The organism is Streptomyces sp. NPDC102274 (genome assembly GCF_044766385.1).
Taxonomy (GTDB): domain Bacteria; phylum Actinomycetota; class Actinomycetes; order Streptomycetales; family Streptomycetaceae; genus Streptomyces.
In genome coordinates this window covers 1-17,126 of record NZ_JBIWLW010000033.1, presented here as the reverse complement: position 1 = coordinate 17,126, position 17,126 = coordinate 1, and the positions used below count along the sequence as shown (strand labels likewise).

17 protein-coding genes and 1 pseudogene are annotated in these 17,126 nt (G+C 69.5%); 8 read left to right on the top strand and 10 right to left on the bottom strand.

Annotated elements, in window-relative coordinates; genetic code table 11:
- Positions 1–2: 2 nt before the first annotated feature.
- From ACIRQP_RS32925 to ACIRQP_RS32910, 4 genes are all read right to left on the bottom strand, one after another.
- On the bottom strand, positions 3–641 hold the full coding sequence (locus ACIRQP_RS32925; protein WP_403896696.1) for a hypothetical protein: 639 nt from the start codon (positions 639–641) through the stop codon (positions 3–5).
- Positions 638–2,767 carry a hydantoinase/oxoprolinase family protein gene (locus ACIRQP_RS32920; protein ID WP_403896693.1) on the bottom strand — a complete coding sequence of 710 codons (2,130 nt, stop codon included), beginning with the start codon at positions 2,765–2,767 and terminating at the stop codon, positions 638–640. Before ACIRQP_RS32920 ends, ACIRQP_RS32925 begins: the two co-directional genes overlap by 4 nt.
- 128 nt (positions 2,768–2,895) lie before the next feature.
- Positions 2,896–4,509, bottom strand: a complete 1,614-nt coding sequence (locus ACIRQP_RS32915; RefSeq protein WP_403896691.1) for an FAD-dependent oxidoreductase — start codon at positions 4,507–4,509, stop codon at positions 2,896–2,898.
- Positions 4,510–4,647: 138 nt separating this feature from the next.
- Positions 4,648–5,748, bottom strand: coding sequence for a LacI family DNA-binding transcriptional regulator (locus ACIRQP_RS32910; protein WP_403896688.1), 1,101 nt, complete (start codon positions 5,746–5,748; stop codon positions 4,648–4,650).
- 498 nt (positions 5,749–6,246) lie between these two features.
- Here ACIRQP_RS32910 and ACIRQP_RS32905 point away from each other — a divergent pair, with 498 nt between their 5' ends.
- Positions 6,247–7,143: a LysR family transcriptional regulator gene (locus tag ACIRQP_RS32905; RefSeq protein WP_403896685.1), complete on the top strand. Its 897-nt coding sequence runs from the start codon at positions 6,247–6,249 to the stop codon at positions 7,141–7,143.
- A 94-nt stretch (positions 7,144–7,237) separates the two neighbouring features.
- Here ACIRQP_RS32905 and ACIRQP_RS32900 read toward each other — a convergent pair whose 3' ends face one another.
- The 3 genes from ACIRQP_RS32900 to ACIRQP_RS32890 form a co-directional block, all read right to left on the bottom strand.
- Positions 7,238–7,981 carry an SDR family oxidoreductase gene (locus tag ACIRQP_RS32900; protein WP_403896682.1) on the bottom strand — a complete coding sequence of 248 codons (744 nt, stop codon included), beginning with the start codon at positions 7,979–7,981 and terminating at the stop codon, positions 7,238–7,240.
- Positions 7,982–8,083: 102 nt separating this feature from the next.
- Entirely contained in the window at positions 8,084–8,860 is a 777-nt protein-coding gene (locus ACIRQP_RS32895; RefSeq protein ID WP_403896679.1) for an SDR family oxidoreductase, read from the bottom strand.
- 269 nt (positions 8,861–9,129) lie between these two features.
- On the bottom strand, positions 9,130–9,267 hold the full coding sequence (locus tag ACIRQP_RS32890) for a hypothetical protein (RefSeq protein ID WP_403896677.1): 138 nt from the start codon (positions 9,265–9,267) through the stop codon (positions 9,130–9,132).
- 1,040 nt (positions 9,268–10,307) lie between these two features.
- Here ACIRQP_RS32890 and ACIRQP_RS32885 point away from each other — a divergent pair.
- Together ACIRQP_RS32885 and ACIRQP_RS32880 are read left to right on the top strand one after the other, a co-directional pair.
- The gene (locus ACIRQP_RS32885) at positions 10,308–10,682 is read left to right on the top strand and encodes a hypothetical protein (RefSeq protein ID WP_403896675.1); all 375 of its coding nucleotides are present in this window, start codon (positions 10,308–10,310) and stop codon (positions 10,680–10,682) included.
- Positions 10,683–10,700: 18 nt separating this feature from the next.
- Positions 10,701–10,973: a hypothetical protein gene (locus ACIRQP_RS32880; RefSeq protein ID WP_403896672.1), complete on the top strand. Its 273-nt coding sequence runs from the start codon at positions 10,701–10,703 to the stop codon at positions 10,971–10,973.
- A 211-nt stretch (positions 10,974–11,184) separates the two neighbouring features.
- On the opposite strand, the pseudogene ACIRQP_RS32875 reads toward ACIRQP_RS32880, so the two are convergent.
- Positions 11,185–11,693 (bottom strand): annotated as a pseudogene (locus ACIRQP_RS32875) (methyltransferase, FxLD system); the annotation flags it as partial.
- A 442-nt stretch (positions 11,694–12,135) separates the two neighbouring features.
- Between ACIRQP_RS32875 and ACIRQP_RS32870 the strand changes: the two are divergent.
- From ACIRQP_RS32870 to ACIRQP_RS32850, 5 genes are all read left to right on the top strand, one after another.
- Entirely contained in the window at positions 12,136–12,327 is a 192-nt protein-coding gene (locus ACIRQP_RS32870; protein ID WP_403896670.1) for a hypothetical protein, read from the top strand.
- Between the two features lie 71 nt (positions 12,328–12,398).
- On the top strand, positions 12,399–13,343 hold the full coding sequence (locus tag ACIRQP_RS32865) for an SDR family NAD(P)-dependent oxidoreductase (RefSeq protein WP_403896668.1): 945 nt from the start codon (positions 12,399–12,401) through the stop codon (positions 13,341–13,343).
- 26 nt (positions 13,344–13,369) lie between these two features.
- Positions 13,370–14,131, top strand: coding sequence for an SDR family NAD(P)-dependent oxidoreductase (locus ACIRQP_RS32860; protein WP_403896665.1), 762 nt, complete (start codon positions 13,370–13,372; stop codon positions 14,129–14,131).
- Between the two features lie 101 nt (positions 14,132–14,232).
- Positions 14,233–14,823, top strand: coding sequence for a TetR/AcrR family transcriptional regulator (locus ACIRQP_RS32855; protein WP_403896662.1), 591 nt, complete (start codon positions 14,233–14,235; stop codon positions 14,821–14,823).
- Between the two features lie 306 nt (positions 14,824–15,129).
- A complete protein-coding gene (locus ACIRQP_RS32850) occupies positions 15,130–15,339 on the top strand; it encodes a hypothetical protein (protein ID WP_403896660.1) in 210 nt (69 codons plus the stop codon).
- Between the two features lie 473 nt (positions 15,340–15,812).
- On the opposite strand, the gene ACIRQP_RS32845 is transcribed toward ACIRQP_RS32850, so the two are convergent.
- The gene (locus tag ACIRQP_RS32845; protein WP_403896657.1) at positions 15,813–16,271 is read right to left on the bottom strand and encodes a hypothetical protein; all 459 of its coding nucleotides are present in this window, start codon (positions 16,269–16,271) and stop codon (positions 15,813–15,815) included.
- 7 nt (positions 16,272–16,278) lie between these two features.
- A complete protein-coding gene (locus ACIRQP_RS32840; RefSeq protein WP_403896654.1) occupies positions 16,279–16,887 on the bottom strand; it encodes a DUF6461 domain-containing protein in 609 nt (202 codons plus the stop codon).
- Positions 16,888–17,126 lie beyond the last annotated feature (239 nt).

Below are 17,126 nucleotides of genomic sequence, written 5' to 3'. Positions count from 1 at the left end.
GGCTACTTCTTTCTTCCGTGCGGGGATCCCTGCGGGGACCCGTGCGGCGGTTCGGCCGCGAGGGCCGTGGCCAGGGCGGCCGTCAGCAGGAGCGGGCTGCGGCCGAGGCCGCAGACCGTGCGGGCGTATGCGTGGGCGGCGATCTCGTCGGCGCCCGCGACATGGCCGTACAGGCGGTGGCGTCCCGCGCGCAGCACGATGTGGCCGAGGGAGCGCTTCAGGGCCGTCTTCGCCGGTCCGTGGTGGAGCTGTTCGTGCACGGCCTCGTGGGCGATCGCCGCCGCCCGTACCGACCCGGCCGGATACCAGTGGCGCCAGCCGAGCCGGTCGATCAGCTCCTCGGCGAGGGCCAGGGTGTCGGTGTACAGCTCGACGGTCGGGACCGGCCGGGAGGTGTAGCGGGCGAGGAGGCCCTTCGCCAGGCCGTCGCCGCTCTCCACGACGTGGGCCGTGCGGGCGACGGGGGCGAGTGCGGCGCCGAACTCGTCGGCGGCACACGCCCATTGACGCAGCAGGGCAGGGTCGCGGCTCTCGTGCGTGGGAGTGTTCGCGAGCAGCCGGACGCCGAACTCGATGTCGTCCGTCGCTTCCAGTGCCTCGATCGCCCCGAGCGCGGCGCGGTCGAGCAGGGCGACTGTCATGAGCGCACCTCCAGCACGGCGATGACCGGCTCGTCGGCGGCGCGTGCCCGCAGTTCGCTGCGGGCGAGTGCCAGCAGCGGCTGCGGGTCGAGCACGCCGGAGAGGTCGGCGATCCGGGAGCCGAGGAGCAGCCGCAGCGCAGGGGCACGGATGCCGCCGTCGCCGTACGACGTGGCCTCCCGCACCAGCCCGGCGAGGACTTCGGGCGCGCGGCGGACGGTGGTGGTCTCGACCCGGGCGTCCGGCGCGTGGAGCCGTACGACCCCGTCGGCGTCCACGACGCGCACCGGGTGGCGGTCCGGGCGGAACCGGCGGTGCACGTCGGTGCCGTACACGGTGTGCGCGGAGGTGCCCGCGAGCACGCGCACCGACGCCGGGTCGGCCTTGAGGCTGGCGGCGGCGGCGCGCAGCCGGTCGGCCTCGTCCGCCGGGTGGGCGCGGTCCTGCGTACGCAGCTCGGTGGCGCCGGTCGCGACGGCCCGCACGGTGTTGGTCTGCGGGTCGACGGTGACCTCCACCTCGACGCCGTCCGCGGCCGCGCCCTGGGCGACGACGGCGGCCTCGGCCTCGGCCCGTACGGCGAGGATCTGTTCCTGGCCGGCGCCGGGGATGATGCGTTCGACCTGCTCGCGGATGAGGGCGAGGGCGACGCCGATGGGGCTGATGACCTCGTTGTGGCGCGCGATCCTGCCCTCCTGTCCGGTGACAGCCGCGAGGTGCGGGGTGACGGAGGCCGCGCCTCCGCCACCGCCGACGAGCACGGCGGTGTCCTTGTCCAGGCGGTAGTCACGGATCATCGCGTCGACCACGGACTTCACCTGGTCGGTGCCGGCGTCCAGGACACGGGCCGCCGCCGTGGCGACGTCCGTGCCGAGCGCGGCGGCCAGGGGCGCGATCGCGGCCTTGGCCACGGCCGGGTCGCAGTGGGCGAAGTCCCCTTCGGGGACCCGGCCCAGCGCGTTGGCCGCGCAGGTCATGGTGATCGCGAAACGTCCGCCGGCGGCGTCGAGCACCGCGTAGTCGGCCGGATCGTCGTCCATCGGCCGGATCGTGCTGACCTTCGCGTCCCGCAGGTCGTCCAGGGTCGCGAAGCAGGCGTACGGCAGCCCCGCGATGTGCGCGCTGCGTGGTCCGGCGCCGGTGACCTTGCCGCCGCCGATACGGACCATCGAGCCGCCGCCGACACCGACGGTCCTGACGTCGAGCGCCGACAGGTATGACGTCTTGCCGAGGATGGTGGCGTGCCGGACGGCGACCTTGCCGCGCCGTACGACGCTGATGTCGGTGGACGTGCCGCCGGTCTCCAGGAACAGGCCCTCGCTGATGCGCTCCTGCATGAGCGCCCCGGCGACACCCGCCGCCGGTCCGGACAGCACGGTGAGCAGCGGCCTGCGCCGCATCTCGTCCAGCGACATCACTCCCCCGTCGCAACGCATCACCATCAGTGGCGCGCTCACGCCCGCCTTGGTGATGGACGCGTCGACCAGGTCGGCCGTGGCGAGCATGCGCGGCAGGATCGCGGCGTTCACGACGGCGGTCCGGGTCCGTTTGTGGAGCCCGTACAGCGAGGTGATCTCGTGCGCGGCGGTCGTCGGCAGACCGCGCTCCTTGGCCACCGCGACGACCGTGTCCTCGCCTTCGGGGCGGTCGACGCTGAACGGCTGGCTGGCGACGACGACTTGGGCGCCCTCCTGGACGACCGCGTCGACGGCGGCGCGTACGGCGGGCGCGTCGTCCGGGTCGGCGACATGGGCATAGGCGAGCGGAAGGCGCTTGCCGGGGGTGAGTTCGAGCTTCCGGAAAGCGGCGAGCCTGCGGGTGAACCCGGCGCTCGGACCGGCGCCGACACCGATCAGACCGACGGTGGCGACGTCGCCCTCCAGCAGGGCATTGGTAGCCTGGGTAGTGCCGTGGGCCAGGAAGGCCACGTCCTTCGGGGCGTGTCCGGTCTGCTCCAGCAGACGGTCGAGAGCTTCCACGATGCCGTGGGCGACGCCGTCCTCGTGATGGTGGCTGGTGGGGACCTTCACCTGCCCCAGGAGTCGCAGGGTCGTGGCGTCTACGGCCACGGCGTCGGTGAAGGTTCCGCCCACGTCGATGCCGACGCGGATGCGGTGGGTGTTCATGGCTTGGGCACCTCCTTGTGCACAGTTGGCATGGTGCGGGCGGTAGGCCGGGCGGGGCAGGTGGAGCTGCTCCTGCCCGGCTGTCCGCCGCCGTTGTTCTGTTGTTCTTGTTGTTCTGTCGAGCGGTGTCAGTAGCCCCGTACGTCGGGCCAGTGGCGCTGAACTCCTTCGCGGTCGAGCAGCCGGGCGAATTGGTCGAACCGCTTGTCCTCGGCCTGGACCTGGCGCGGTTCGACGCCCTCGGCGACGCAGTGCGCCGCCAGCGCGCCCGCGACCTCGCCGATGTTCCATTCCACCGGGTGGAGCCGGTAGCAGCCGTTGGTGATGTGGGTGGTGCCGATGTTCTTTCCGGCGGGCAGCAGATTGCGGACGCGGCGCGGTACGAGGGCGCCGAGGGGGATCTCGAAGGGCACAGATCCGATGTCGATGTAGTTGTCGCCGCCGGTCGAGGGGTGCAGGTCGATGCGGTAGTTGCCGACGCCGACGGAGTCCCGGTAGCGGGTGCCGCCGTAGGGGCCGACGATGTCGATCGCGACGTCGTGCTCGGTGATGGTGGTGACGGCCTTGATACGGCGTGACTCGCGTACGTACGGCGCCTTGGCGAGCCCGTCGGCCGTGCCGGTGACATCGGGACGCAGCCGGAGTCCGGGGAATCCCGTGCCGCCGTCGGCGCGCGGCGCCTCGGTCTGGAGCCAGTACAGGACCGAGAGCGACAGCTGGCGCGCCTCGGCGAGCGCGGCGGCCGACGTCTCCACGCCGGCGCCGATCAGTGGCTTCAACCAGTAATCGTTGAGGGGCCAGTTGACGAGGGTGATGTCGGAGTCGAAGGCGCCGGGCCGGTGCAGCTTGCGGGCCAGGATCCGGCGGAAGCCGAACAGTTCCTTGTCACCCGCGTCGGCCGACTGGTCGGCGGTGACGTCGAGCGGGTCGAGGTCCGGGTTGGGCACGAAGGTGCGCGGTACGGCCTCCAGGGTGCGGGGGTCGGGCGCGAGGAAACCGAGCAGCGGTCCGGGCCAGAAGTCCGGCTGGTAGGTGCGCCAGAAGTCGTAGTCGGCCGGCCGGTCGATGGTGTGGTCCTCGCCCTCGTGGTGGGAGAGCGCGAAACACACTGTGATCCCCTGCTGGTTGAGGGGCTGTGCCTCCTCGGGGGCGTGCGGCTCGTCGAACTCGCTCCGCGCCTCGGCGCCGATCGTGTGCTCGACCCCGGCGAGTTCGAGCAGTTCGCCGGTCTCGGTCGCGTCGATGACGTAACGGGCGCTGATCGTACGGCGGCTGCCGTCCCGCAGGTCGGTGAGCGTGACGGACCGTACGGTGTCGTCGTCGCCCGACTCGGCCGCGACCGGGCGGTGTTCGGTCAGGAGAGTGAGCCGCCCCGAGGAACGGTGCGGAGCGAGCATCGCCTCCAGGACGGCGAGGGCGACGCGTGGCTCGTGGCAGAGCTTGCTGACGCGGCCCGCGCCCGGGTTGAGATCGGTGAGGGCCAGCGCCTCGGAGCGCAGCGGGTACCACTGGCGGTAGTGGTCCCTGATGGACTCGCGCAGCGTGCGGTACGAGGCGGTGGTGCCGAACTGCTCGACCCACGGATGCTCGTCCGGCGGGACGGCCTGGGAGGTGAGCTGGCCGCCGATCCAGTCCGTCTCCTCGGTGAGGACGACGGTGCGTCCGGCCCGGCAGGCGGCGAGGGCGGCGGCGACGCCGCCGAGCCCTGAGCCCACGATGAGGATGTCGGGTGCGGATATCACGGATCTCCTTGAAGTGCTGTGTGTGCTTGGTGCGGTTGGCGCTTGGTCTGCGATTGGCGCTTGGTCCGCGGCCGGCGGTGCGGGTGGGTGGGCGGCCGGCGTCGGGCGGTGCGGGGCGGTGTTGGACGGTTGGACGGGTCAGTGGTGGGCGGGTGGCGTGCCCGCCGTCGTGCCGGGCCGGAAGGCACAGGCCACCAGCGGTTCCATGGCCTGCTCCCCCGCCACCAGCGCGGCGAGCATCCGCACTGCGGCGGCGCCCAACTGCGGGCGGGGGATGTCGAATCCGGTGGGCGTCGGTCCGTCCGACAGGTCCGGCGGCGGGCTGCCGAGCAGCGCGAGCGACGCGTCGCGCGGACAGTCGATGCCCACGAAGTGCGCGGCGCCGTGCAGCGCGCGCCAGGCGTCCCCGGTGTCGGTCTCCTCGGCGACGAACGCGGTGACGCCGTCGTCGAGCCAGCCGCGCAGCCGCTCGGCGGTGAGGTCGTGCTCCGGGTCGGCGGAACGGAAGACGGCGGCCGGGCCGCCGGGCAGCCCTGCCTCCTCCAGACCTTTGAGGAAGCCGTGCTCACGGTCGGTGGACGCGGCGGCCTCGTCGTCCTCCCGTACCAGCACGATCCGCCGGTGACCGAGCCCGGCGAGGTGCGCGACGACCTCCTTGCTGGCACTGACGTAGTCGGCGCCGACCCACGCCAGTCCCTCCAGCTCGTCCCTGCGTCCGAGGTGGACCACGGGGAAGCCGTCGGCGACCAGGCGCAGCAGTTCGTCGGCGGGCGCGTTGCGGCCGAGGAAGAGGCAGCCGTCGGCGAGCCGTACCCGGCTGAGGGCGTGCGGTCCGGCGGCCCCCGCGCCGCCCTTGCTGGAGCCGGTGAAGAGCACCAGGTCGTAGCCGCGTGCCGCGGCTTCCTGCTCGACACCGACGAGGAACGGGTAGTACGAGTGCTGCACGTCGGTCGGGAAGGTGGACGTGAAGCTGAAGACCCCGAGCAGGTTGTTTCGCGCGGCGGCGAGCCGACTGGCCGCCGGGTCGGGGACGTAGCCGAGGCTGCGTACGGCGTCGAGCACCTTCTGCCGGGTCTCCTCGGAGATCGTCGCCCCCTGCTTCCGGGCCCCGAGCACCAGCGACACCGTGGCCTGCGAGACCCCGGCGAGCCTGGCGACCTCGGCCTGGCGTGGTCGCGACGTACGGCCCGTGGGTGCGGGGGTCCGGCCTGGCCGGGCCCGCTTCCTGGGTTCCTCCACCGTGTTCCTCCGGATCGTTAATGCGTATTAGTAATGCGCATTAACGAGTACTGTGGACCTCCGGCGCGCGCCGGTCAAGAGATCGCCCGATACTTCCTTCGCACTCCGCCATGGCTCTCCCGCGGCTCCGCTACGGCTCCTCCGCGCTCCGCCACGGCTCCTCCGCTGCCTTTCCCCGTCTCCCCTGCGGGTCTTCCAGGACCGGGACGGGAGCCGTACGGTGTGACCGTCCGCCCGCGAAACCTGGGGCGATACCGCACACGGCCCCTGTTCGATCCGCCCCTCGCCGAGCCGCGGACCACCGAAGCCGCTCCGTGGAACCGGCCGGGCTCGCGAGCCCTGGCACCGTGCCTCGCCGCGTTGTCGTCAGTCGCCTACTCCCCACAGCCTCAAGGGCGTGGGAGGGGGAATCTCCGCCGGCGGAACTGAGTTACTTACGATCACAACGATTACAGCGAGGGTGGACCGCGGTCCATCGCAGGGAGGGGACGGGAGCCGATGAGCCTTCGTCAGTTCGAGTACGCCCTGGCCGTTGCCGAGGAAGGCTCGGTGACGGCGGCGGCGGAGCTGCTGCATGTCGCTCAACCGTCGGTGTCCCAGCAGATCCGCGGCCTGGAGCGGGAACTCGGCGTGGAACTGTTCGCCCGCACGCCGACCGGACTGGTGCCCACCGTGGTCGGCCGCGCGTTCCTGCGGGAGGCGGAGGTCGCGGTGAGCGCGTCGCGGCGGGCGAGGGCGACGGCGCGGGCCGGTGCCGATGAGCTGGTGGGCGAGCTGGTGGTCGCGGTGCAGATGGGCTTTGGCACGCGGCAGCTGCCGGGCGCACTGGGCGCGCTGCGTCGCCGCTTCCCGCGGCTGGAGGTCACCGTCTTCGAGGAGCCGAGCTCCGCCGAGCTGGAGCGGCTGGGGCGCCGGGGTGTGCTGGACCTCGCCCTGATGGCGGCGTGCGAGCAGAGCCCCGACGACGCCCACCACCTCGGCGACGAGGAGTTCGTCGTGGTGCTGGGCGCCGGGCACCGGCATCTCGCCGCGGACCGGGTCGAGCTGCGCGAGCTGGAGGGGGAGCCGTGGGTGAGGTTCGACCGCGACAGCGCGCTCGACGGCGTGCTGCTGAACGTGCTGCGGGACAACGATCTGGCCCCGACCACGGCCGCCCGCGTGTCACAGACGGCGACGGCCGTGCGCTGGGCCGCCCACGGGCTGGGGGTGACGCTCGTCCCGGCCTCCGCGGTGCCCCACGGTCACGAGCACCTCGTTCGCCCGGTGTTCCCGGTCGTGTCCCAGCCCGTCATCGCCGTGGTCCGGCACGGCGCGGGCCCGGCGGAGACGGCCCTGCTCGAACTCCTGCGTCAGGAGACCTGGTCCGACTCCGCTTCCTTCTCACCGGTGTCCTGACGGCCGAGAAGGAAGCGGGCGCCGCTGAATTCTTTTTGTCGAAACTGGCGTTCCGGAATGCCGTGCGAGCACGTGGCGGAACGGAGGGACACGCTCAGAGCTGAGTGGCGCCTCCGTCCACGGCGAACTCGGCGCCGGTGGTGTAAGTGGCATCGAAGGCGAGGAACGCGGCCGCCCTGGCGATCTCGTCGGGGGTGCCGAAACGCTGCATGGGATTGTCCGAGACCCGCTGCGCCTTAAACTGCTCGGCTGCCTCTTCGGTCATCATACTGTCCAGAATTCCCGTGTCGATGGGACCGGGGCTTACCGCGTTGACACGAATTCCGCGCGGAAGCAGCTCGCGGGAGAGGCTGCGGGCCATCGAGCGCAGCGCCGCTTTGCCGGCCGCGTAGACACTGGCCTCCAGCATGCCGACGACGTTCGCGACCGACGTGGTGAGGACGATGCCGGCGCCCGTGCTCAGCAGCGGGGCGAGCTTCTGCACCGTGAAGTAGGCGCCCTTGACGTTGATCGCGAACAGCTCGTCGTACACCTCCTCGGTCGTCGACTCGAAGGGCGTGAGGGTTGCGATGCCGGCGTTGACGAACAGGGCCTCGATCGTGCCGAGTTCACCCTTCACACGGTCAGCCAGAGCATCCAGGTCGGGCAGTGAGGACACATCGCCTCGAACGGCCACCGCGTTCTTGCCGAGCCGCTCGCGCGCGGCGTCGAGCGTTGCCTGAGAACGACCGGTGATCACCACGCGGGCTCCGCCGTCCACCAGCAGCTTCGCCATCGCGAACCCCATGCCGCTGCCGCCCCCCGTGATCACTACATTCTTGTCGCTGTACTTACCCATGTCATGATTCCTTCGTTCTTTCTCTCAAAACTCGGTGCTGTGCGCCGGCACAAGTCAATGAATGCTTTTGGTCGAAACCGGCGTTCCGGAATGCCGTCGCCGTCAACCCCTGGGGAATTCGCCGCCGTCTACGACGAGATTGCTCCCGGTCAGCCAGCTCGCCCGGTCGGACACGAGGAACAGCACCGCGTGGGCGATGTCGTCGGGCTGACCATCGCGCCCCAACGGCACGGTGGCGTTGGCATCGGTCTGGCCCGGCGCCGGGTCCAGGCGCGCCCACTGCTCCCGCGTTGCTTCGCCGCCGGGGGTGGCTACTCTGCCGGGAGTCACGGTGTTGACCCGGATTCCGAACGGGGCCAGCTCCAGGGACAGTCCCCGGCTGTAGGTCTCCAGCGCCGCCTTCGCCGCCACGTAGTGCAGGAACGGTCCTACCGGGGTGAGAACCGCGGCCGAGGAGACGTGCACGATCATCCCCGAACCCCGTTCCCGCATCCCCGGTACCAGCAGCGAGTCCAGCCGCACCGACGCCAGGTAGTTCAGGTCCAGCGCGTCCTGCCACTCCTCGTCCGGGATGGCCAAGGCGCCTTCGTGAGGTCGCGCGCCACCCACGTTGTGGACCAGGATGTCCACCCCGCCGAGCACGTCCTGCGCGGCCGCGGCGAGCACCTCCGCTCCGGCCCGTGTCCGTACGTCGGCCGCCACGAAGGTGGCCCCCTCCGGCACCGTGCTCGTCGCCGACCTGGCAGTCGTGAGCACCTCGGCGCCCGCGTCCAGGAGTTGGCGCACGACGGCCGCTCCGATTCCGCGAGAACCACCCGTGACCAGGGCCCGCTTTCCCGCGAGTTCTCGCGTTCCCGATCCGTTCTCGATTGTGGTCATGCCACCGGTCCTCTCGATCGCGTGTTAGTCCGCTCGACAGAAGAAGGATCGAAGTGCGCAGAGCGCGAATCCTCGGAGAAATCGCGGTGAGCACCTCGTCGAGCTGTTTCACGGTACGGCCGGAAAAGAACGAGAGGCAAAGACGAAATATCAGCAGGTGCCATAGGGAATTCCTATGGCATGCCGGCCCCTCCGCTTCGGGACGACGGTCAGGTCTGGGTGCCAGTCTGATCGAGAGCCTCGAAAAGACCCTCGACCAACCCTTGGTGCTACTTTCGCTCGACCTGCCGTGCTGGGCTGCCCAGGACCAGCGTCTTTGCCAGGCCGAGGGACCCTGGTTCGGCACCCAGCAGTTCGCGAGTGACGATGATGGACTCCATCACGCCGATTCCACGAGCGCTCAGCATCTCCTGGATGGCCGGCATCTCCGTGCCCGTTGCCAACAGAGACCGGAGCCCGTTGCCAACAGAGGCCGGAGCTCGGCAGTCAGAGCCGAGAGCCGTGCTGCTCTCTCGGGATCGAGTCCAGTGAGTGCCATTGTTCAGTTCTCCTCAGACGCAGGGTGCTCATCTGCGGCACTGGCCATGACAAGGCCGGCACTGACGGCCTGTCTGTCGTCGATCCCGATGTGATGGATCAAGGCCCAGGTATCGAGTCGGTCGCTTGCCCAGGCGGGGTCGTATGCCGCGGTGGGAAGCCGCGGTATGCGCTTGCGGCCCGTCTCGTCCAGTCGGTAGGGTTTCTCGAATGCGTTGATCCACTTCTGGAAAGCAGGGGTGTACCGTTCTCGGGCTTCGGCCGCGGTGACTCCGAGGTGGCCGCGACCTGTTCCCAGGAGCTGCCGCGTTCGACTTCGTAGATGACGGCCGAGGTCAGAGTCTGCTCCGCAAGTTCGATGAGTTGCTGAGCCTGGCTGACGCGACCCGCGATTCCGGTGTCCGCATCGTGCCGGGTCCCCACGAGCCCGACGGCGCTGTCAGCCACGTCCTTGGCCTGATCAGAGAGCATGAGACGGGCCGGCCCTTGGCGGGAGTAGACAGCTCGGTCGTCGTCATAGAGTGTCGTCTCGCTCATGAGAGACAGGGCTCCACGTGCACGTATTCTGCGAATACTGGATATCGTCGGCTGACAGCACCCGGTCGTTCACGGCGCCTGACCTCTGCGGCGTACTCAGCGCTGAAGCCTCCGCGTGCGCGGTCCCAGTCGTCGGCGGTGCATTGGTGGAAGCCGAGACGGCGCCCCCGACCGGGATCGCCTACTCCCCGGAGCGCGGCACGCGGGCCGTCCGCTCGCAGGCCCGTGCCAACGACGCGCGGCGAGCAGGCCGGAATCGTCCGGCTCCTGCACAGAGATAGGCCGAGGCCCGCCGCCCACTCGATCGGATCAGCAGGCAGCGCCTCCGACCTCGGTTCCGGCTGCCCCGTCACCCGCTCACAAAGGGATGCCCATGCACCACCAGACCACCCACAACTCCGCTGCCCGCCCGACGATCGTCGCGCTGTGCGGGTCGACCAGGTTCTGGGAGCAGTTCGCCGAAGCCAACCTGTACGAGACAGCGGCCGGCCGCATCGTCCTCGCGCCCGGCTGCAACCTCAAGCGGCCCCACGCGCTGTGGGCGGACCCCGTCCAGGCCGACCGTCTCAAGCTGATGCTGGACGCTCTGCACCGCCAGAAGATCGACCTCGCCGACGAAGTCCTCATCGTCAACCCCGGCGGCTACATCGGCGACAGCACCCGCAGCGAGATCGAATACGCCCGCAGCCTCGGCAAACCCGTCCGTTACACCCACCCCGTACCAGCAGGCGAGGACATCCGTGGCTGACCCGTCCACCACCCGCCGATGACCGGCATGACCGGCCGCGTGTACCTCGAACGCGGCGAACCCGTCACCGTGATCACCGCGTTCTGTACCCACCGGGCCCCGGAGATCACCGGCGACTGGCTGGACTTCCGCTGGCCCGGCCGACCACCGGCAGCCGGGCCCCGGAACGTAGCCATCCGCAGGGCGGACGGTTCCACCACCATTCGCCCCTTCCGCGGCCTACGCCGCCCGCCATCAGACAACACGACCGACCTGGCCGCCCCTCCAAGTGACGAGGATCAGGATCCGTGATCAACGACGCCACCAAGTAGCACCCCCGACGCGACGGAGCGCCGCTCCGACCCTCCCGGCCGGGTGCGGCGCTCCGAGATCATCCGTCGGGCGTGGGCGAGCGGACTCTGCCTGGCCTGCCAGGCAGATTACGGCAGTGGCTGACCGCTCGGTATCGGCCCGGATTGCATCCCACCTCGGCTGGCGGCCCAGTTCTGAAGTTCTCGAGGAACGCGACCCGCGCGGCAAGCTCGTCACTGCCGGGGCCGTGCCCGATGACGCCGAACTCCCACAACTTGCCGCCCTCGGGGGTCATCTCCTCCGACAGTCGGCGGCCGAGGTGGGTAACAGCGCCCTCGTCGACGGCCGCGGTTGAGGACGGGTAGGGGCCTCCGTGAGCAGCGTGCCCGTGGCGTTCTTCGGGAACAGCATCCGGATCAGGCCGCTGGGCAGGGAGCAGGAGACGAACAACTCCATCCACTCCGGCGACTCCATGGCGCGGACCATCATCCCGGTCCACTCCTCGGTGCGCGGCTGCTCAAGCACTCCGGCCAGGGCCTCGGCGTCGATGGGCTGCCCGGCGGGGGCCTGGAGCCGTACGGAGCCGTCCGTGCTGAGCGGGATGACGTGACGGTCGTCGTCGGCGATACCCCTTCGCAGCGGCATGAAGGTGTTCATCTTGCTGCTGACGCTGATCCATCGGCCGTCGCGCTGCTCGTAGGCGATGGAGCGGGACACGCTGCGGGTGCTGTGGCGCGAGGTGACACCACAGTCCTGATGATCACTGCCCGCTCCACCGAGGACGATGTCCTGCTGGGCCCCGAACTCGGCGCGGACGACTGCACGACCGAGCCGTGGGCTCGCGAACTGATGGCCCACATCCGCACCGAGCTGCGGCGCAGCGGCAGTCAGAGGGCCGAGGCTCAGTGCGTCGGGCGGGCGGCGGGCATCTCCGTCGATCCCGTGGCACCAGGTGCCGTGGAAAGGACGAGCCCGTGGACCTCCGGCGAGCACCAGATCCTGCTGGTGATGGTCTCCGAGCCCGTTCTCCCGAAGACACAGGGACAGGCGCTCGCCGACGACAACGAGATCCTATGCCGGTTGAGCGGATACACCGCCACGCACCCCGACTGGCCCGGCGTCCCTGGAACCGTACGGCGCTGTCGGCCCGCGCATCGCCCTGGTGGCCTCCGGCCGGGTGGCCATCGCCGACTCCGTGGCCCATCGCACCCCGCTGCCGCCGCAGGCCGCCGCCACCGTCGACCCTCTTCGCACCGACACCTTCTCGGAGCCGGGGGTGCAGATCGGAGGCGTCAACCCGCAGGCCGTGTCGAGGGTGACGCGCTCCCCGCGGGCAGTGAACGTCAAGGTTTGACAACCGGAATTTTTTCCGGTTACCTTGCGCCGACAGTATCGGAATCGATTCCGCTTACTCGAGGGATCACCATGAGCAGCCACACTCGTTTCATCACCCCCTACAGCTTCGAGACCACCAGCAACGAGGTCATCGCCGGCGTCGACCTCACCGGCAAGCGCGCCATCGTCACCGGTGCCGCCTCGGGTATCGGCGTCGAGACCGCGCGCGCCCTCGCCGGCGCCGGCGCCGAGGTCACGCTCGCCGTGCGCAACATCGACACGGGCTGGCAGGTCGCCGCTGAGATCACCGCCAAGAGCGGCAACACGAAGGTCACCGCTGCGCCGCTCGAACTCACCGACCGCCGGTCGGTCACCGCGTTCACCGACGCATGGAGCGGCCCGCTCCACATCCTGGTGAACAACGCCGGGATCATGGCGCTGCCCGAGCTGCACCGGACCGCCGAGGGCTGGGAGCGCCAGTTCGCCACCAACCACCTGGGCCACTTCCACCTGACGACCGGCCTGCACCGGGCCCTCGCCGAGGCCGGCGGCGCGCGCGTCGTCTCGGTCAGCTCCAACGGCCACCGCACCTCGCCGATCGTCTTCGACGACATCCACTTCGAGCGCCGCGCCTACGACCCGTGGCTCGGCTACGGACAGTCGAAGACCGGCAACGTTCTGCTGGCCGTCGAGATCTCCACCCGCTGGGCGGACGACGGCATCACCGCCAACGCCCTGATGCCGGGCGGCATCCGCAGCGGTCTCCAGCGCCATCAGCTGGAGAACGCCACCCCGGAGATTCTGGAGATCTTCGACAACTACCCGTGGAAGACCCTCGAACAGGGCGCGGCCACGTCCGTGCTGCTGGCCGTGTCTCCCCTCGTGGCAGGGGTCACCGGCCGCTACTTCGAGGACTGCAACGAGGCCGAGCTCACCACCGACCCGAACACCGACTCCGGCGTCCGCCCGCACGCCCTCGACCCGGACGCCGCCGCCCGCCTGTGGGACGTCTCGCTCGACCTGATCCGCTCCTGACCCCGCACTCAACCGATAGTCAGTCAATGGACATCCAAGGCAAGACCGCCCTGGTCGCGGGCGGCACCTCCGGGCTCGGTCTCGGTGTCGTCCGCGACCTCGCGGCGCGCGGCGCCAACGTGATGGTCCTCGGCCGCCGCGCCGAACTGGCCGCACAGATCGCCGCGGACCTCGGGAACGCCATCGGCGTCGGCGCCGACATCGCGGACAGCGAGGCGGCCGCGATCGAGGCGGCCGTCGAGCGGTTCGGCGGCATCCACATCAACGTCAACACCGCGGGCGTCATCGACACGGTCCGGCTCGTCGCCGACAACGGCGAGCCCACCGACGTCGCAGCGTTCATACGGGTGGTCGACACCAACCTCGTGGGCACGTTCAACGTCATGAGCCAGTCCGCCGCCGTGATGCTGCGCAACGAACCCGACGCGGACGGCGAGCGCGGCGTCATCGTCAACACCTCGTCCGACGCCGCCTACGACGGCACCACTGGCATGGCCTGGTACTCCGCCACCAAGGCGGCCCTCGTCGGCATGACCCTGCCGGCGGCGCGCGAGTTCGCCGGACGCGGCATCCGCGTCAACACCATCGTCGCCGGAGGCTTCGACACGCCGATCTTCGACGGCTACACGACCGACGACGCCATCGCCGAGCAGGTCACGCTTTTCGTCAACCCCCGCCGACTCGGCAGGCCCGAGGAGTTCGCGGCGTTCGCGGCCCACATCGTCGAGAACGGCTACTTCAACGCCGCGGCACCGCGGCTCGACGCGGGGTACCGCATCCCGCTCTGACGGTGGACGCGCAGGCCCGGCCGGGGCCCCCGTCCCGGCCCGCGCTACGATACATTCGGAATATGTTCCGGATGCGGCGAGTGCCGGTGGGAGGAGGTGGCGTGGTGAGCGAACAGGCGGTCCGTGAACAGGCGGTGCGCGGCCGCCGCGCGGACGCGCGGCGCAACCGGGAACGGCTCCTCGCCTCCGCGTCGCGGCTGTTCGTCGAGCGCGGCCCCGAGGTGCCGTACACCGAGATCGCAAAGGACGCCGGAGTGGGCGTCGGCACGATCTACCGGCACTTCCCGACCCGGGAGGCGCTCATCGAGGCCGCCTACCGCAGCGAGCTCGACGCGGTGTGCGACGCCGCATCCGAGCTGGCGCGCACGCTCCCCCCGGAGCGTGCGCTGCGCACGTGGATGGACCGCTTCATCGACTACATGACGACCAAGATCGGCATGAGCGACGCCATCAGCGCAGTCGTCTCCGCCGGCGGCGAACCGTACGCCCAAAGCCGGGACCGCCTCGACGCCGCGCTCGACATCCTGGTCGGCGCGACGACCGAGGCGGGCTGCACCCGGACAGGCATCAACGTCGACGACGTGCTCATGACTCTGAGCGGCATCGCGATGGCCGCAGGCAAACCGGAGCAAAGGGAGCAGGCGGGGCGCATGCTCGACCTGCTCTTCGCCGGCCTGCGCAAGCACGGCTGAGGCGCCGTCTCGGCTCGCTGGCCAAGAGGACCGGTATCAGGACGCTCGCCGTCGTCCGCAAGAAGGAGTCCGCCGAGCAGGTGCGGAAGCTGGATCCGGATCGCGTGTTTGTCGACAGCGACCGGGTCGCCGAGGCTCTCACCGGCACGCGGTTGCGCCTGTTGCTCGAAGGCACCAGCGATCCCGGCCAGATCGCCGCGTTGGTGGGTTCCGTCGAGGACGGCGGCAGCGTCATCGTCTTCGCTGCGGTCACGGGCCAGGCGCCCGCCCTGCCTGCTCGCAGACCTCGTCTACCGGAGCATCTCGTTGCGAGCCTTCTTCAACCTAAACTGGATCCGGGACACCCCGCGCGAGCGGCTCGAAAGAATCTACGCCGAACTCGTCGAGCAGGGCGTCATCGGCGCTGCCGTGGAGCCCACCTACACACTGGGCCAGTTGCGTGCTGCCTTGGCGCATGCGCAGCAGACCGGGCGCCACGGGAAGTTCCTCTTTACTCCGGCCCGGTCGGCTTCCTGAGTAGTTGTTGCGCTGTCGACCCTGACGTTTGTCGGCAGAAACAAGGGCAGTTGAGAATCGGTTTCCCGGCTGAATGATCTCCGGGTGGATCGCGCATAGCCGCAGGGCCTCCTGCACAGCTCGTTGGGTGTCGACTCCTCGAGCGTCAGGAGACCCTGAGAGGTCACCAACCTGAAGTTGGTGGTGGGGATCCTGGTGTGCGGGTGTTTCAGGATGTTCGTGCTGGTCGTGGGCGGCAGTCTGCGGTGTAGATCGTCTGTCAGAGGTGGACGGGCAAAAGTCCGGACGTGTTGGAGGCGGGTGGGGCCTCTTCAGCGTCACGAACCGCTGCAGGCAAGGGCCCTGATGTCCTGTTCCAGGTAAGTGTGGGCAAGGCAAAAGACCCTGACCTGCGGTGCCCAGAGTCGCGCGGGCCGCTGATTCGGGTTCTGTTCCGGATAAGTGCAGGCATCTGTCTCTTGGGCATATGCCAGTCAGTCGCGTCGAAACCACGATCGTCGACGAGCTGGCGCGGCCGGGATGTGGGCTGGTAGGTGCAGGCCGAGTCCGATTGCATAACTGACGATGCAGTCTTCGAGGCCGTTCTGGAAGCGTTTGATCACACGCTGGACGGGCCAGATGAACGAGCCGTCGGGCAGACGGAAAGCGACGTTCACCTCGCTGTACGGGTCTTCGTCACCGGCCTCCCAGGTTCCGCCGAGACTGTGCCGGACTGTTTCACCGAGGTAGGCACCGAGGGCGAACAGGCGCGGCCCCAGGTCCGTTGCGAGAAGACCGTCGGCCACCGCGATCCCGTGGTCGCTGTGCTCGGTCATGAAGCGCTCGACGTTCCGCAGGCTTTCGGGTGTGAAGTCCGCCTGGTAGCCGGAGCTGTCGAGGGCGGTGGCGATCCAGGCAGCGCTGGTGAGTATGTCGTCGAGCCGGGAGGACACGGTCGGGTCACCTGATCCTTGCGCTGCCGCAGGTGAAGGTCGTTTCGTGAAGGAGTTCTGGTGTGACGCGAACACCGGTCAGGTGCTCGGCCAACGCGAACGCGGCAGCTGTGGAAAGGTTCTCGTCGCTGTCGGAGGTCTCTGCCCAGAACTGAAAGCCGATGCGGTGCATGGCCTCCAGGGGTTCGTCGGGGGTCGCTCCCCATCGGTGGTCAGGGACTCCGGGTTCGAAGGCCAGACGCTTGGTCCCGTTCTCGACCCAGAGAAACGAGTCGACGGCGTTGATGTTGACGAAGTGCGCGATCCAGCTGGTGCCGACGGATGCAGGCAAGGCTTTTTCTTCGGTGACGCCGAGGTAGCCGTTGGGCTCGATCAACAGCGTCCAGTCCCCGATGACCGTCATGGCGATCAGCTGCCGGGTGTCGTCGGAGTCCAGGAGATCAAAGGCGGCCTCGACTGTCTCCTCCGTCCCTGTTCGCGCAGGTTCTTCACGTCCCTGGAGGCGGCGAAGAACCTCCGCAGGCGGCAGGCCGTGCACCAGGGTGAAGCAGTACGCCTCCGCAAGCTCGGGGAAGCATTCCTCGAACCACGAGTAGTCGGCAGCAGTAGCAGTCATGCCCGAGATCCTCCCTGATGCCACTGACAACAGCGGCTAGCCGCAATACCGGTGTTTTAGGGGTCTTTGCGGCGGGTCGGAGCTGGTTTAGTGGGTTCGACGAGGGTGACGACGGGGGTGTCCGGGCGGGGCGGGTTGTTGTGGTCGGTTCGTTTGAGTGCCCAGTTGGACATTTTGCGTTTGATGACGCGGGGGTTGGATCGTAACCGTCGTGGTTCCAGGAGGCGTTCGGTGATTTC

Excerpts from the sequence above, each read along its gene's own strand:
- ACIRQP_RS32865 (WP_403896668.1), top strand. The coding sequence starts at position 12,399 with ATGAGCAGCCACACTCGTTTCATCACCCCCTACAGCTTCGAGACCACC.
- ACIRQP_RS32905 (WP_403896685.1), top strand. The coding sequence starts at position 6,247 with ATGAGCCTTCGTCAGTTCGAGTACGCCCTGGCCGTTGCCGAGGAAGGC.
- ACIRQP_RS32885 (WP_403896675.1), top strand. The coding sequence starts at position 10,308 with ATGCACCACCAGACCACCCACAACTCCGCTGCCCGCCCGACGATCGTC.
- ACIRQP_RS32880 (WP_403896672.1), top strand. The coding sequence starts at position 10,701 with ATGACCGGCATGACCGGCCGCGTGTACCTCGAACGCGGCGAACCCGTC.
- ACIRQP_RS32890 (WP_403896677.1), bottom strand. The coding sequence starts at position 9,267 with ATGCTGAGCGCTCGTGGAATCGGCGTGATGGAGTCCATCATCGTCACT.
- ACIRQP_RS32895 (WP_403896679.1), bottom strand. The coding sequence starts at position 8,860 with ATGACCACAATCGAGAACGGATCGGGAACGCGAGAACTCGCGGGAAAG.
- ACIRQP_RS32840 (WP_403896654.1), bottom strand. The coding sequence starts at position 16,887 with ATGACTGCTACTGCTGCCGACTACTCGTGGTTCGAGGAATGCTTCCCC.
- ACIRQP_RS32920 (WP_403896693.1), bottom strand. The coding sequence starts at position 2,767 with ATGAACACCCACCGCATCCGCGTCGGCATCGACGTGGGCGGAACCTTC.
- ACIRQP_RS32860 (WP_403896665.1), top strand. The coding sequence starts at position 13,370 with ATGGACATCCAAGGCAAGACCGCCCTGGTCGCGGGCGGCACCTCCGGG.
- ACIRQP_RS32925 (WP_403896696.1), bottom strand. The coding sequence starts at position 641 with ATGACAGTCGCCCTGCTCGACCGCGCCGCGCTCGGGGCGATCGAGGCA.
- ACIRQP_RS32900 (WP_403896682.1), bottom strand. The coding sequence starts at position 7,981 with ATGGGTAAGTACAGCGACAAGAATGTAGTGATCACGGGGGGCGGCAGC.